The sequence below is a fragment of the Rhodopirellula sp. SH410 genome, assembly GCF_055811895.1.
The window spans coordinates 6,600,881-6,615,069 of record NZ_CM147949.1; the positions used below are offsets into that span (position 1 = coordinate 6,600,881).

Below are 14,189 nucleotides of genomic sequence, written 5' to 3' on the forward strand. Positions count from 1 at the left end.
CCGCCGGGCATTCGGATCAACGCTGCCGGTCGAACTTCGACTCAATCAACAGCCTGATAGCCCCCCGGAGATCTGTCCGGGGCGGCAGGTGCACGAAATCCTGAAATCGCAAAGCGATGACAGACGTTGCCCGCTTCCCCCCCGCATCGTCCGGTGTGCGAGACGGTTCGGTGTGCGAGACGCATCGCGTCCCTGGAGACGAAGCGGTCACCCCAGACAATCGGCCGTGCTCGGAATCAGGAAGCCCCCTGATCGGGATGGTGTCGCGTTGTGATTTCGACCAAGGCAGGGTGCAATCGTCCGTTACTGGCCACGACACTCGTGCTGCCGACGGGCAAGTCATTGCCACGGGCGTCCGTCACCCGGCCACCCGCTTCCTGAACGAAGAGTGCCGCGGCGGCAAAATCCCAGGGCGACAGGTTGTATTCAAAGAAGCCGTCGAGCTTCCCGCAGCCGACCATGCAGAGATCGAGCGATGCGGTCCCAAACCGACGGATACCGTGAATATCGTTTGAGAAGCACTCTTCGATCGCGCCGAGCGTCGAGCGCATCATGGCACCGCGATCATAGTAAAAACCGCAACCAATCATGGCTTGGCGAAGAGAGTCGGTCCCACTGACCTGCACGCGTTGCCCACCCCGATGGGCGCCACCGCCCCGAATGACGGTAAAGAGATCATCGTGTATTGGATCATAAACGGCACCCACCATTGCCTGGCCACGCTCGTAGTAGCCGATGGAGACGGCGAAGTGCTCGATCCGGTGGGCGAAATTATTGGTGCCGTCGAGCGGATCGATGATCCACAGATGATCGGCATCGACATTGCCCCCCTGCAGCGCTTCCTCGCCGAGCATCTCGTGAGTCGGAAAGGCCTCTCGCAACAACGCGGCAATCGCCCGTTCGCTCTCGAGGTCGGCATCGCTGACGAGGTCGTAAGTTTTCCCTCCGTCGGCGGACTTGTCGCGGATTTCCACGCCTTGCTCGAAGTACCGGCGGAGGACGTCGCCGCCCTCGCGAGCGGCCGCCACAGCAATATTAAGATGATTCTGGAGTTGTGTCATGCGCGCCAGCCTAGCAGATTTCGAAGCGCTTTCCCGCCCGTGATTGATGCCACTGGAGTTTTGTGGTTCACTTAGGAACGAGCGGAAAATAAGTGGCCGAACGCTCCGCGGTCGGAATGGTCGACCGCGGAGCGTTCGACCACCATATCAGACAGCAATTTTCCGCTCGTTCACTTAAACCGCTAGGTTCATAGCAAGACCCCGGTGGGGTGACACATTAATCGAAAATTGGAAAAAGTAGTATGATTGGATCGATGATCGCGGATTCGGCTGCCATGGGCGTGGCCTATGCCGAGCGACTGCTGAAAGACATTCCGGCGTCGCAGTTTGGTCGATTTGCAGAGGTGCAGGGACAAATGATCCGTTCCAACCATCCCGCGTTCATTATCGGGCACCTCAGCCTATACCCCAGCCGCGTGGTGACGGAATTGGGCGGAGACGCGACCGCGATCGCCCCGACAAGCCAGTACGAATCGCTGTTTTCGCCTGCAGCAACCTGCCAGGACGATCCCGACGGCAGCATCTATCCGGCGATGGAAGAGCTCATCGAGAAGTTCGATACCGCCCATAAGACTGCCATCGAAACTCTGCTCGCCAGCGACGATGCGTTGTTCGCCGCGAAGAATCCGCTCGAGCGGATGCAAGCCAAATTTGCGACCATCGGGTCCATGCATGCGTTCTACTTGGGTGGCCACATGATGATGCACATGGGCCAACTCAGCGCATGGCGGCGGGCAGCGGGGATGGAAGCCGCATAGCTCGACTCGGGATGCTCGAGGCATCCCGAACGCGTTGCTCACACCAGCTTCTTTGCTGCCAGGTCGATTTGGACCGGACAGTGATCCGAGCCGAGAATCTCAGCTCGAATGCCGGCACCGGAGACACGTGGCATGAACCTTTCGCTGACCCAGAAATAGTCCAAACGCCAGCCGATGTTTCGGGCCCGCGCGTCACTGCGGTAGGTCCACCACGTGTAGTTGCCCGATGAGTCGTCAAAGTGTCGAAACGAATCGACGAACCCAGCGCCGGCCATCGCAGTCAGTCCGCTGCGTTCTTGTTCGGTGAAGCCCGCGTTCTTGCGATTGGCTTTGGGGTTGGCAAGGTCGATTTCTTGGTGAGCGCAATTCAGATCACCACAGATTAACACGGGTTTACTGCGGTCGAGTTCCTTGACATAGGCGAGGAACTCGGCGTCCCAGCGGCAGCGATAATCCAGTCGCGTCAACCCTCGCTGCGAGTTCGGCGTGTAGACGTTGACCAAGTGGAAGTCGTCCCAAGTTGCCGTGATCACACGTCCTTCCCGATCATGCTCATCCGCTCCGATACCCAGCGTATGCTTTCGCATCGGCTGCTTCGTCCACACCGACGTGCCGCTGTAGCCAGCCTTGTCAGCGGAATTCCAGACGAATTCATACCCGAGCGATTCCGCCCACTCAGTGTCAACCTGCTCCGCACGCGCCTTGGTCTCCTGCAAACAGACAATGTCGGGCTGTTCGGTTTCGAGGTAATCACGGAACCCCTTGCCCATCGCGGCGCGAATCCCATTGACATTCCATGAAACAAGACGCAGCGGGACGAGATCGGTAGCAGGAGCAGTCACAGGTTGTTTCGATGTTGTCGGTGATAAGTGACGTTCCGTGGTGATCATTTCTTACCTTCGTGCTGCAGCAAATACGTCGATCGTGCCAGAGACGAGTTGATCGCCAGGCGGCAAACTGAATCCACCGACGGGAATGCTCTGCATGTTGATGTCTTCGATCTCGTTGGGACTCTTGCCCGTTCGATCGATCGCGATGGATTGGATCCGCAGCCGATCGACGACCACTTCATATCGCACTTGCGGATCGATGGCAACACGGACTTCACGCTCGGTAGGGTTTCCCGCATCGTCCCAGGTTTGATAGCGATTGATCCGCGTTTGCCCAGCACTGCGAGGCAGCTTGACCCGCTGGCTGCCGCCGGGCGGGATTTTGTATTGCGGTTGCTTGCCGGGATGTTGGGCGTCGGTGAGCGTGACCAGCAGCGTTTCATTTTGAGTGTTGATGAATTCCATCTCGACGGGTGGCAGTTTGCCTTCATCGACCACGCGTGATTCGAGCAACGTCGATTGCGACGGGGCACTCGACAGCGGCGACCCCAGCGGCCCGGCCATCAAGGGCGGGGCTGCTACCGAAATCGAAATGCCGCTGTGGTAGTAACCGCCGAATCCGGGCCATCCCCCAAAGCCTGGGCCTCCAAAGCCTGGGCCCCCAAATCCGGGCCCACCACGCCATGGATCACGCCACGGGCCGCCGTACGGTCGACCGCCATACCAGGTCCCGCTGTAAAAACTGTATCCCGGTGCGGTGCCGAGGTTCGGCGGGCCCAGCCAGCCGGGCAGATAGGGGCCAAAGCCCGGTCCACTTCCGATCGGCCGGACCGAGACACTCGCCGGTCGGAACTGCGGGTAGATCGTATCGAGATCGGCGCGTTCGACGGGCCCGCGACCGCTGCGGGGAAACCGAATGATCCGGTTGAGAGTTTGATTGTAAAAGCCGAGGTACCGCCCATCAGGCAAGTCATACTCGCGGGCTCGTTGATAGAAAAACTGGTTCCCTGAATTCTCAATCACCAACAATCCCTTGCGACTGGCCTCGACCACCCCCGTGACAAAGCCGTACCCATCAACCATCTCGAGATCGGCCGCGGCGAGCGGAGCGCCGAACAGCACCAGCATGAGAAAGGCGGCGGCGCACCGTGTTCGAGGCATCCTACCGGCCAATGAGAAGAACACGGGCCAGCCGCCTAGGCCACGGTGAAGCTGGAGAATTCTCGATTTCTTCTGAGACATCGAAGGGCTCATTGTCAAAGCATTGATCATGGATAGGTGCTGACTTGGATTGTAGCGTTTTTTCACTGAGACCCATCTGGAAATTCTTTCGGGCGGAAATCGCCGCATCGCCGCGTCGGTCGCGTTGACCCAGTTTTCAATTACCGTGACAATCGGAGCGTTCGAATGACGATATCACCCACTGAGATTCAATGAGTACAGCTGCTTCGAAGATTGCTGCCGCGTCCGCCCAGGTCCCCGACCCGCAGGGCCGATTTGGCGATTTTGGCGGACGTTTCGTACCGGAAACCCTCACCTGCGCGCTCGATCAGCTCTCCGAGCAGTACGATCAAGCCAAACGCGACCCGGAGTTCCAACGTGAACTCAGCGGACTGCTAAAGACTTTCGTCGGTCGGCCCAGCCCGCTCTATCACGCCCGGCGGCTGTCCGAGAGCGTCGGTGGCGCCCAGATTTGGCTCAAACGCGAGGACCTCAACCACACCGGTGCTCACAAGATCAACAACACCATCGGCCAGGCGCTGCTAACCCTGCGGATGGGGAAAACTCGCGTGATTGCTGAAACGGGGGCGGGCCAGCACGGTGTCGCCACGGCCACCGCCTGTGCTCATTTCGGATTGCCATGCACCGTCTACATGGGCGCCGAAGACATCCGTCGCCAAAAGCCCAACGTGTTCAGCATGCAGTTGCTCGGCGCCAAAATCTCACCGGTCGAAAGCGGGTCGAAAACACTGCGAGACGCGGTCAATGAAGCCATGCGGGATTGGATGTCGTCGGTCGAAGACACGCACTACATTATCGGTAGCGTGATTGGACCGCATCCGTTCCCGATGATGGTCCGCGACTTTCAAGCCATCATCGGCCGAGAAACACGCGAACAGTGCCGCGACACGTTCGAACGATTGCCCGATTGCTTGGTGGCGTGCGTCGGCGGTGGGTCCAATGCGGCGGGGATGTTTTATCCCTTTGTCGAAGACGAATCGGTACGGATGGTGGGTGTCGAAGCGGGCGGACGATCCGCAGCCCCCGGCGATCATGCGTCGCCGCTGTCCTATGGCAAGCCCGGCGTCCTGCACGGCAGCTACAGCTACGTGATGCAGGACAACGACGGCCAGACCTGCGACGTGCATTCGATGAGCGCAGGGCTGGACTATCCCGGCGTGGGCCCCGAGCACAGCTACTGGAAAGATACCCTGCGGGCAGAGTATCTCGGTTGCCGCGATGACGAGGCGATGAAAGCGTTTGAGCAACTCGCCCGCAGCGAGGGCATTCTGTGTGCACTCGAATCCGCCCACGCGGTCGCCAAGGCAATGGACATCGCAGCGGAGATGTCGCCCAAGCAGCACCTCGTCGTCTGTCTGTCCGGTCGCGGCGACAAAGACGCGATGGAAATCGCCCGCCTGCGTGGGGAGGAGTGGTAGAGATGTCAAATCAAGATCGCACGCTCGACCACTATCAAGAACTGATGACGATCAATGCGACCTCGCACCTGCTGCGAACGGCGCGGGCGGTCGGTCTGTTTGATCAGCTCGCCGCTGGGCAGAAAACATTGCCGGTACTCGCCGAGAATCTGGAGATCCCCGAGGACCGATTACTCCTGCTGCTACACTCACTGATCTCGGTCGGCATCATCGAGCAGTATCAAGAAGACTACGCGCTGTCAGCGACCGCCCGGTTACTCTGCCAGTACGATACGGATCTCGGTGACGCGACGTGGGAGCAGCTTGCCGACACCCTGCGGCAGAAGCCCGTCGATGCACCGGACCACGAGGCACTGGCGGAGAAACATACCGATCGGCTGCGGGCACGTGCTGACGCGGTCGCTGCGACGCAGTGGGTACACACTCCCGCGGCAATGCAAGCGGCTGAGATCCTAGGCTTTGGGCCGGGCGAGGAAACGCCTGAAACAAACGCGAAACCAGACGCTCCCACCGAGCCCGCCGCTGCCGAAATCGCCGCTGCCGAAATCTCGCCCGACTTGACTCCGACCGAACCCATCGAACTGCTCGATCTGGGCTGCGGGTCGGCGGTCTGGAGCTGCGCGATGGCGTTTTGCGAACCCGCCATTCATGTGACCGCCATCGACAGCGAAGCGGCCCTGGTGGCGGCGCAGTCGATGGCGGACTCGATCGAATTGAATGATCGCTTTGAGGCGAAAGCCGGGGACGTGCTCGGCACACCGCTGCCTGCCGATACCTATGACATGATCCTCATCGCCCAGCGACTGCATGCGTACTCGACGACCCAGGTCAGCCAAATCCTCAAGTCCTGCCTCGCGAGCTTGAAGTCGGGCGGCCGGATCGTGGTGATCGACTTGTTTCGCGGCCCGCATCGCCCGACGCTTTCGGAATCTCTCGAAGCCCTGCGGTTGCAGGTGCAGACGGGCGAGGGAGCTGTCCCCGAACTGAAGAATGCGGAACAGAGTTTCCGCGACGCGGGATACGAAAACATCCAGTTCACCTACATCGCCGCCAGTCGGGTTGGATTGGGGATGATGATCGGGAGCAAACCGTGAGTGAATCACGGACACGGGTTCCCTGCCCAAGCCGGCTCGACGAGGTGTGGTCATGGTGGCGAGATCAGATGCCCGTGACGCGACAGTGGGCCTACTTGGATCACGCTGCCGTCGCCCCACTGAGCGCTCCTGCCGCCGATACGCTGAGGGACTATACCGACGTCGCGGCGAGCTGTGGCGATGTCAGATGGCTGGAGTGGTCCGCCCAAGTCGAGTCACTACGTGACTTGACGGCGGAGTTGATTCACTGCGAAAAAGACGAGGTCGCGTTGATTCCCAACACGACCGCGGGGATCAACTTCGTTGCCAACGGCTATCCTTGGCAGAGCGGCGACAATGTGGTTCTGCCGGAGGGAGAATTCCCCAGCAATCATTATCCGTGGCTGAACCTGGCGTCGCGCGGCGTCGAAGTCAAGATCGTTCCCCGTCGCCAGGGGCGTGTTGACGTCGATGATTTGATCGCTGCGATCGACGAGCGAACAAAACTCATTTCGGTCAGTTGGGTGGGCTACGCCAGCGGGTTCCGGATCGATCTGCCGCGACTGATCGAGCAGGCTCACCAACGGGGTGTGCTGGTATTTGTTGATGCGATCCAAGGGATGGGCATGTACCCGCTCGACCTCCGCACCTGCGACATCGATTTTCTCTCGGCCGATGGTCATAAATGGATGCTCGGCCCCGAGGGCGCCGGCGTGGCCGTGATCCGCCGCCGACACCTGCCGCTGCTGCGGTGCGAGAACGTGGGCTGGGCCAGTGTCCGCAATGCCCACCTTTTTGCTGCAGGCGATTTGGAACTGCGGGATGACGCGGCGAGATATGAAACCGGCTCGGCGAACATGCCTGGATTGATGGCGTTTGCCGCATCCCTCGAGATGTTTGTGGAGGTGGCACGCCAGCATGGTGATGGGGCAATCGGCCAGCGCGTGCTCGAACGCGCCGCGCGGCTGCGCGCTTTGATCGTTGAGCGTGGCGGCAAGCCGCTCTTTGACAACTCGCCGGCGGCGGCCCATGACAGCGGTATCGTGACCTTTGAGCTCGATAACGAATTACCCGCCGACTTTCGCTGCCGTGCGATTGAAAACGGTGTCGTGGTTAGTTGTCGCGGTGGGGGCGTGCGAGCTAGCGTTCATGTTTACAATGACGACGCTGACCTGTTCCGTTTGGCCGATTTGATTTCAAGTTCCCCTTAAAACCAGGAATGCCGTCTCTTGCCAGAATCCACCACCGCTACCACTCCCCATAGTGACGGCACACTCTCGCACCGCGTCGCGGTGTATACGGGCTCGTTCGACCCCGTCACATCCGGCCACCTGCACATCATCGAGCGCGCGTCCAAAATTTTTGAAACGCTCGTCGTCGGCATCGGCATCAACGCCGACAAACGACCGCTCTTTGACATTGGCGAGCGTGTCGAACTGGTCTCCGAGGTCACCCGTGATCTCCCCAACGTGCGTGTGGAAACGTTCGATACTCTGGCCGTTGATTTTGTCCGCTCACTCGGATCAGGGGTCATGGTCCGCGGCATCCGCCCACTGACGGACATTGCCGGCGAGTTCACCATGCTGATGGCCAACCGCCAGCTCGACCCGGCAATCGAAACCGTATTCCTGATGGCAGATGAACGGTTCGCTCACGTCAGCAGCTCGTTGCTCAAACAGATCGCGATGATCAGCGACAACGACGAACACCTGACGAAGTTTGTCCCACAGCAGGTCGTCCCGGCGATCCGCAAGCGATTACGAAGCCACGCGACATAGAGGGACGACCGTCATTTCGGCTGTGTCCCCAGAATTCGGCTGTGCCCCCAGAATGCGCTCACGAAAATGCTGAGTACCGATTCGAAAAACGACGCAACTGGGGCGTAACCGCCCGCAAGTTGTGATCGTGACGTGCCGGCTCTGCTCGAAGTCGCGTGGACGGCCGGGTGGCTCGGGTTACCCGATGCATTAGCAACGCGGGACCAATAACTGGCGTAGTGGATCTTGTTAAGACGCGCCCGACATTAGGTGGCTTTGCTGCGGGCGACTTTTTTTGGTGGTGCAAAAGTTTTTAGCTGGGGATCTCTGGAGGCCCTGGTTTGACTGTCGAGGAGTCGCAGGCTCTACATGAACCGTCGTCCTAGTCGCCTATTGCCCCTGTTTTTCCTAGTTAGTGGCCAATTGGAGCGAATTCTTTCGCTGGCGGCGCATTGCCACCGCTCGAAGCAGATTCCAACCGGCCAGCTTCAGTAGGATCGAAAGCTTCACCGCATTGTGGCCGCGAACGCGGAGCCGACCCAAGCCCATCATTCGCTTGAGGCAGCCGTTGGTCCCTTCGATACCCGACCGCCAACGGTACCTATCGCGGAACTCGTCGCTCTGCTCGTGGCGACGACGCGCGTCGGCTCGAACCGCACTGCCGGTAAATTGAATGCGGCCGGTCGGCTGCTCGGTGTCCCGATTGCGTTGAACGCGGCAGTGTGCAAGCAGCGGACAGTGCTGGCACTTCTCGGGATCCATCTGTGCGAAAGTGTAGTCGCCTTTGGCGTTGTAGTTGGTCGACTCGGGAGCGTGACCAGCCGGGCAAGACTCCAGTTCACCGGCGCAGTTGAGCTTGAATTGGTCGTAGCCGATTTCATCAGCATCGTACTTCTTCGAGCCTGGCACCGGAGCGACCAATTCGACGCCTTCTTGCTTAGCCGACTCGACGTTGGCATCGCCACCGTAAGCGGTATCAGCCAGCAGTTCGTCTGGCATGGCGTCTCGCTTTTTCAAGTCCTCCAACACCGGCGAGACCGCATCGGCGTCGTTGTCCGCAGCGGTTTCGACTTTGGCCGAAGTAATCAAGTTCGGCTCGCCGTCTTCGTTGAACGTCTCGGCGATTTGAACCTGGTATCCGGCTCCTTTGTGACCGCTATAGGTGGCGTCGGCATCCGACGGATTGACGATCACATGGCCGCCGGTTTTCTTGCGAACTTCGACGAATTCCTCCCGAAGCTCGCACTGCTGGTTAAAGATCGTTTGCAGTTGTTTGAAGGAGTCCCAGTCGCAGATCGGCTTGGTTTCGGTTAATTCATTGAGGATTAAGCAGAGGTCTTCGGCGGCTTGCTGCAACGCAATTTTCCGCTGTTCGGTAGTGCGTGCGTCGCCAAAGATTCGGCTGTCAGATTGCTTGCGGTAGCGGGCCAAAAGCTCGTCGTCAAATCGGTCGATCAGCCTAGCCGAACCAGACTGAGCGTCGTGCTTTTCGACTTTCTTGAAGAACCGCCGCAGTGCCACGCCGATCATTTGGGCGCGTCCCAGGGTGGCCATGTCGCTGAGCACATGGGTGGAATCGAGACGCTGTTTTTTGACTTTGACTTCCATGCTTTGCAGCAGGGTGTCGGTAACGCCTGCGAAGATCTCCTCACCGATCTTCTCGTTGCTTTGCATTCGAGCGATGTAGCGTTCAATGGTTCGCTGAGTGACTTCGGTGCTTGGCTCCAAGTTCAGTGCGTACTGGATGTCGGTTCGGAACAGCAGTGCTTCGTGGGTCTGGGGGACCGTCCAGCCTTGAAAGTCACGGATCCAAAGGAGCGCGATGATCGCGTGCAACTCAAAGGTTGGTCGTCCTTGATCGTCACTGAGATGCTCACCGACGAGGCCGATGGGCATCTGCTCCAAGAGCACGTCGCGAAGGAGGCCCTGCCATCCGTTGTCGATCATCTTTCGCCCCATGGGGCCGATGACGCCCTCGAACGGGTCGAAAAGTCTTTGCTGCGTAGGTAGTTCGATGGTTTTCACTGACTAACCGACCACTCGAAGAAAAAAGCTAAATCCATACAGCAAAAGGTAACGCATCTCGCCCACGAAAGAAGCCGGTAGCATGAGACTTTTGTCGGGCGCGTCTGTTAAAGATCCATCCAGAACAGGATCTTTAACAAGATCCACTACGGTAAACCCGTCACTTATTGTTCCTGGTATCCTTACGGCATTCGGCTCAGGAGCAGCCCAGTGGTTACCCGATGCCTTACGGCATTCGGCTCAGGAGCAGCCCAGTGAGTTACCCGATGCCTTACGGCATTCGGCTCAGGGACTGCCCAGTGGTTACCCGATGCCTTACGGCATTCGGCTCAGGGGCTGCCCGGTGGGTTACCCGATGCCTTACGGCATTCGGCTCAGGGGGCAGCCCGGTGGTTACCCGATGCCTTACGGCATTCGGCTCAGGGGGCAGCCCAGTGGGTTACCCGATGCCTTACGGCATTCGGCTCAGGGGGCAGCCCAGTGGGTTACCCGATGCCTTACGGCATTCGGCTCAGGGGGCAGCCCAGTGGGTTACCCGATGCCTTACGGCATTCGGCTCAGGGGCTGCCCGGTGGGTTACCCGATGCCTTACGGCATTCGGCTCAGGAGCAGCCCAGTGGGTTACCCGATGCCTTACGGCATTCGGCTCAGGGGCTGCCCGGTGGGTTACCCGATGCCTTACGGCATTCGGCTCAGGAGCAGACCTGTGGTTACCCGATGCCTTACGGCATTCGGCTCAGGGACTGCCCAGTGGTTACCCGATGCCTTACGGCATTCGGCTCAGGGGCTGCCCGGTGGGTTACCCGATGCCTTACGGCATTCGGCTCAGGGGGCAGCCCAGTGGGTTACCCGATGCCTTACGGCATTCGGCTCAGGGGCTGCCCGGTGGGTTACCCGATGCCTTACGGCATTCGGCTCAGGGACTGCCCAGTGGGTTACCCGATGCCTTACGGCATTCGGCTCAGGGGGCAGCCCAGTGTGTTACCCGATACCTTACGGCATTCGGCTCAGGGACTGCCCAGTGGGTTACCCGATGCCTTACGGCATTCGGCTCAATCAATAGCCTACGAACGGCGTGCGTTCTGTTTGGCGCGGAGAAGGCGTTCGCTGTAGCTGAGTTCTTCGACAACTGGTTCCGTCGATGGTTTATCGAGGACGGCGGTCTGCTTGCCCGTGTGTGCCCGAGTTTTTGCTTGGCGGAGCGCATCGAGCCGGTCAATGCTGGTGGCGTCGCTGTCCGGTTCGGTGGCGGTCGATGCGAACAAGGACTTGATCCAACCGAATCGCGGAGCGATGCGGCGCACGGTCACATCGGCAAAGAACAGACAACAGGCCAGTAGTACCAGCATCGGCCAGGCGTCGCGGATGGACCCGATCGCGGCCAGGCCGCTGCGATAGGGATTGAGTTCGATGGGTTGCTCGGCATCGGTCTCATTGAGTCGAACAACCTCTCCGCCTGACGACTTGTCTGTTTGGGATTTGGCGACACGATCCATCAAGGGTGTATTGGTTTGTCGAGCGCGATACTCTTTACTGGCGGACACCGTCACGGCCGTCGTCAACGGAGCGGACGACGCGTCAGGCATGACTTGGATGAAGTAGTTCCCCGCTTGATCGGTGGAAAACGTTCCCGCATACCGACCCGGTGAGGTCTGGCTGAGGGTCAACGCGATCGGCTGCATGTCGGGACCGAGCACGGCTCCCGCCGGCTCGAGGAAGTTCAAAAATCGATCTTGGGCGTCGAGTGCATTCACGACCACCTCCACACCGTCGTCGCGCACGATTGTCGCCAGTGAGAACTGGCCGGTATCACCCGCCGGGCGCATCAACCATCGCACGAGTTGGCTGACGAGTTTGGAATCGCCCGACCACGCATTCCAATCACTGGCCCACCGCTGGCCACCATCCGTGGTCAGGACGGCGGACCGGCCGAGCCCGTATTGCCAAACCGCCAGCACGGGATGATTGGTTTCCTGGGGGCCGGGGGCCTCGATCAATGACTGCGCCAGTGGGCTGTCTTTCATCGTCGTCATCACATAGCCCTGAATCGGTGGCGGGGTATCGATTCCTGCGAGCAACTCGTGCGAGTAGGTAATTTGCGGCTGGACACCTTCGCCACTTTCAAAGATCAGCGGCCGCGAAACCCGGCGTGATTCCCGCATCACGATCTGCGGAATCGCTTTGGGAGAGATCACATGGTAGAGCTTGCCGCCTCCCGCATTGGCAATTTGTCGGAGCAGATTCACATCGGCGCCTTGGCCGATCGCGACGGAGGTGACCGTGATCCCTGCGTCCTTCATTTGCTGGACCAGCCCCAAAAAGTCGCCTGGATGGGTTTGCCCATCGGTCAACACAATCATGTGTTTAACGGATGCGTCGGCGCGGGTGAGTTGAGCAAAGGCTTGCCGCATGGCGGGGAACATGTCCGTTCCTCCACCAGGCCGAATCCGACCGATCATGGGCAGCATGTGCGAACGTTGGCCGACCTTTTGCATGGGGATGACTTCGTGTGCAGCGGAGTCAAACGAGACGATGCCGAGTGAGTCGCTGGGGCCGAGCATCATCACCGCCGCCCGCGCTGCAGCCTTGCACAACACCATCTTCTCACCGTCCATCGATCCCGAGCTATCGATCACGAGGGCCAGGGCACCGACCGCGTTGACTTTCGCATTCTTGATCTCGAAATCGACCGGCATGGCGGTTTCGAGCTCCGTGCCGGTCCAGCCTCCGGCGCCGAATGAATCCGGGCCGCCGACCATCAACAATCCCGCCCCGAGCTGCTGTGTGTTGCGAACGAGCAGATCGATTTGATCATCCGAAAATTGCGAAATCGTGTTGGCTGAATCACCACTGACACGGGGCACGTTGGCCAGGATAACGGCATCATAGGCCTGCAGTTCGGCCAGCGATGTGAACGTCGCATCACTGGGTTGGACGGTGACTTCGATCTCCTCATCCCGCAGCATGCCGACAAATTTCGCCCAGTCTTCGGATTGCTTTGCCGGTTCGATCAGCAGCACACGGCTCTTGCCACGCACATTGACAAAGGTGCTCGAACGATTGTTCTGGGGCCGCGAGTCTCCTGCGGCCGAGTCCGCGATGAACTGCGCCGAGTAGGTATAGGGAGCGGGCCGTGTGATGGTGTGCCGCAGCGGAAACACGTTCTTGCCGGGTGCGACCTCGACGGTCTGCTCGGCCAATAATTCCTCTTCGCCATTGAACTCTCGCGTGATTCGCAATCGCCCCTTCACGCTGGCCCCCTTGGCCTGGAAGGAGTCTTCGGTGTCCCCCGGTGCTAGCGAACCGTCTGCTAGCGCCGAGCCAGCCATGCCCTGCGAGATATTCTCGATCACCACCCGTGCTTCGAGTGGTTGCCCCGTGCGAATTTCGGTCGGCATGTCAATCCGCTCGACAATCACATCGGCCCCCGATTGCGGCGTGACGGCGACGAAGTCGATACCGATTCCTGACGCGATGATCGGCGCGGCGACTCTCTCCACTTGCCCTTGGGTTTCGTTGCCATCGGTAAAAACAACGATCCGCCGCCGTGTGTCCGTTGGCATCGATGCCGCCGCCAACGTCAATGCTTGTTCGAGGTTCGTGGCATCGGTGCGAATCTCGACTTGGCTGCGTCCCGAAACGCTTGGCAGGTCATCGTGAAAGGGTGGAACTTCGATCGACGCATCCGCACCAAACAGGATCACGCCCGCGAGATCTTCTCGCGATGCGCTGCGATGCTCGGCAGCGTTGCGGCGCGCGTATTCATACATCCGCTCACGTTGATCCAAGTTGATGCTCTCGGACTGATCGAGCACATACATCACCGACACGCGATCGGTCGTCCAAGCCAGCCTCGCGCCTGCGATCGCCAACACCACCGCAGCCATCACCGACACACGCAGCAGGATTGCCAACACGCTGCGCAGCGGTCCCAAACCCTGTAGATGCCGGTAACCATAAATGGCCACCAGCGGCAGCAGGATCAGCAACCACAAGTAGCCCGGAGCGTCAAAGGTGAATTGCAT

Annotated in this window: 10 protein-coding genes; 5 read left to right on the plus strand and 5 right to left on the minus strand. The window is 59.7% G+C overall.

The window, feature by feature from the left end:
* Positions 1-236 precede the first annotated feature (236 nt).
* The gene (locus SH410x_RS24115; protein WP_473671498.1) at positions 237-1,061 is read right to left on the minus strand and encodes an inositol monophosphatase family protein; all 825 of its coding nucleotides are present in this window, start codon (positions 1,059-1,061) and stop codon (positions 237-239) included.
* Positions 1,062-1,303: 242 nt separating this feature from the next.
* Here SH410x_RS24115 and SH410x_RS24120 point away from each other — a divergent pair, with 242 nt between their 5' ends.
* Positions 1,304-1,819 carry a DinB family protein gene (locus SH410x_RS24120; RefSeq protein WP_473671500.1) on the plus strand — a complete coding sequence of 172 codons (516 nt, stop codon included), beginning with the start codon at positions 1,304-1,306 and terminating at the stop codon, positions 1,817-1,819.
* 38 nt (positions 1,820-1,857) lie between these two features.
* Here the strand turns inward: SH410x_RS24120 and SH410x_RS24125 are convergent, their stop codons facing one another.
* Together SH410x_RS24125 and SH410x_RS24130 are read right to left on the minus strand one after the other, a co-directional pair.
* Positions 1,858-2,661 (minus strand): exodeoxyribonuclease III, encoded by an 804-nt coding sequence (locus SH410x_RS24125; RefSeq protein ID WP_473671502.1) that lies wholly within the window; start codon positions 2,659-2,661, stop codon positions 1,858-1,860.
* Between the two features lie 51 nt (positions 2,662-2,712).
* Positions 2,713-3,810: a hypothetical protein gene (locus SH410x_RS24130; RefSeq protein WP_473671504.1), complete on the minus strand. Its 1,098-nt coding sequence runs from the start codon at positions 3,808-3,810 to the stop codon at positions 2,713-2,715.
* A 272-nt stretch (positions 3,811-4,082) separates the two neighbouring features.
* On the opposite strand from SH410x_RS24130, the gene trpB reads away from it, so the two are divergent.
* The 4 genes from trpB (at position 4,083) to coaD (ending at position 8,160) form a co-directional block, all read left to right on the plus strand.
* On the plus strand, positions 4,083-5,309 hold the full coding sequence (gene trpB / locus SH410x_RS24135; protein WP_473671506.1) for a tryptophan synthase subunit beta: 1,227 nt from the start codon (positions 4,083-4,085) through the stop codon (positions 5,307-5,309).
* Positions 5,310-5,311: 2 nt separating this feature from the next.
* Positions 5,312-6,403: a class I SAM-dependent methyltransferase gene (locus SH410x_RS24140; protein ID WP_473671508.1), complete on the plus strand. Its 1,092-nt coding sequence runs from the start codon at positions 5,312-5,314 to the stop codon at positions 6,401-6,403.
* 68 nt (positions 6,404-6,471) lie between these two features.
* Positions 6,472-7,593 (plus strand): aminotransferase class V-fold PLP-dependent enzyme, encoded by a 1,122-nt coding sequence (locus SH410x_RS24145; RefSeq protein ID WP_473677389.1) that lies wholly within the window; start codon positions 6,472-6,474, stop codon positions 7,591-7,593.
* Positions 7,594-7,674: 81 nt separating this feature from the next.
* Positions 7,675-8,160: a pantetheine-phosphate adenylyltransferase gene (coaD, locus tag SH410x_RS24150; protein WP_473677390.1), complete on the plus strand. Its 486-nt coding sequence runs from the start codon at positions 7,675-7,677 to the stop codon at positions 8,158-8,160.
* 387 nt (positions 8,161-8,547) lie between these two features.
* Here the strand turns inward: coaD and SH410x_RS24155 are convergent, their stop codons facing one another.
* Both SH410x_RS24155 and SH410x_RS24160 read right to left on the minus strand, forming a co-directional pair.
* The gene (locus tag SH410x_RS24155; protein WP_473671510.1) at positions 8,548-10,164 is read right to left on the minus strand and encodes a transposase; all 1,617 of its coding nucleotides are present in this window, start codon (positions 10,162-10,164) and stop codon (positions 8,548-8,550) included.
* Between the two features lie 1,064 nt (positions 10,165-11,228).
* Positions 11,229-14,189, minus strand: coding sequence for a VWA domain-containing protein (locus SH410x_RS24160; RefSeq protein WP_473671511.1), 2,961 nt, complete (start codon positions 14,187-14,189; stop codon positions 11,229-11,231).

Bases quoted from the DNA above. Each gene is read 5' to 3' on its own strand.
- SH410x_RS24140 (WP_473671508.1), top strand. From the start codon at position 5,312: ATGTCAAATCAAGATCGCACGCTCGACCACTATCAAGAACTGATGACG.
- SH410x_RS24160 (WP_473671511.1), bottom strand. From the start codon at position 14,189: ATGCAATTCACCTTTGACGCTCCGGGCTACTTGTGGTTGCTGATCCTG.
- SH410x_RS24115 (WP_473671498.1), bottom strand. From the start codon at position 1,061: ATGACACAACTCCAGAATCATCTTAATATTGCTGTGGCGGCCGCTCGC.
- SH410x_RS24130 (WP_473671504.1), bottom strand. From the start codon at position 3,810: ATGCCTCGAACACGGTGCGCCGCCGCCTTTCTCATGCTGGTGCTGTTC.
- SH410x_RS24120 (WP_473671500.1), top strand. From the start codon at position 1,304: ATGATTGGATCGATGATCGCGGATTCGGCTGCCATGGGCGTGGCCTAT.
- trpB (WP_473671506.1), top strand. From the start codon at position 4,083: ATGAGTACAGCTGCTTCGAAGATTGCTGCCGCGTCCGCCCAGGTCCCC.
- SH410x_RS24145 (WP_473677389.1), top strand. From the start codon at position 6,472: ATGCCCGTGACGCGACAGTGGGCCTACTTGGATCACGCTGCCGTCGCC.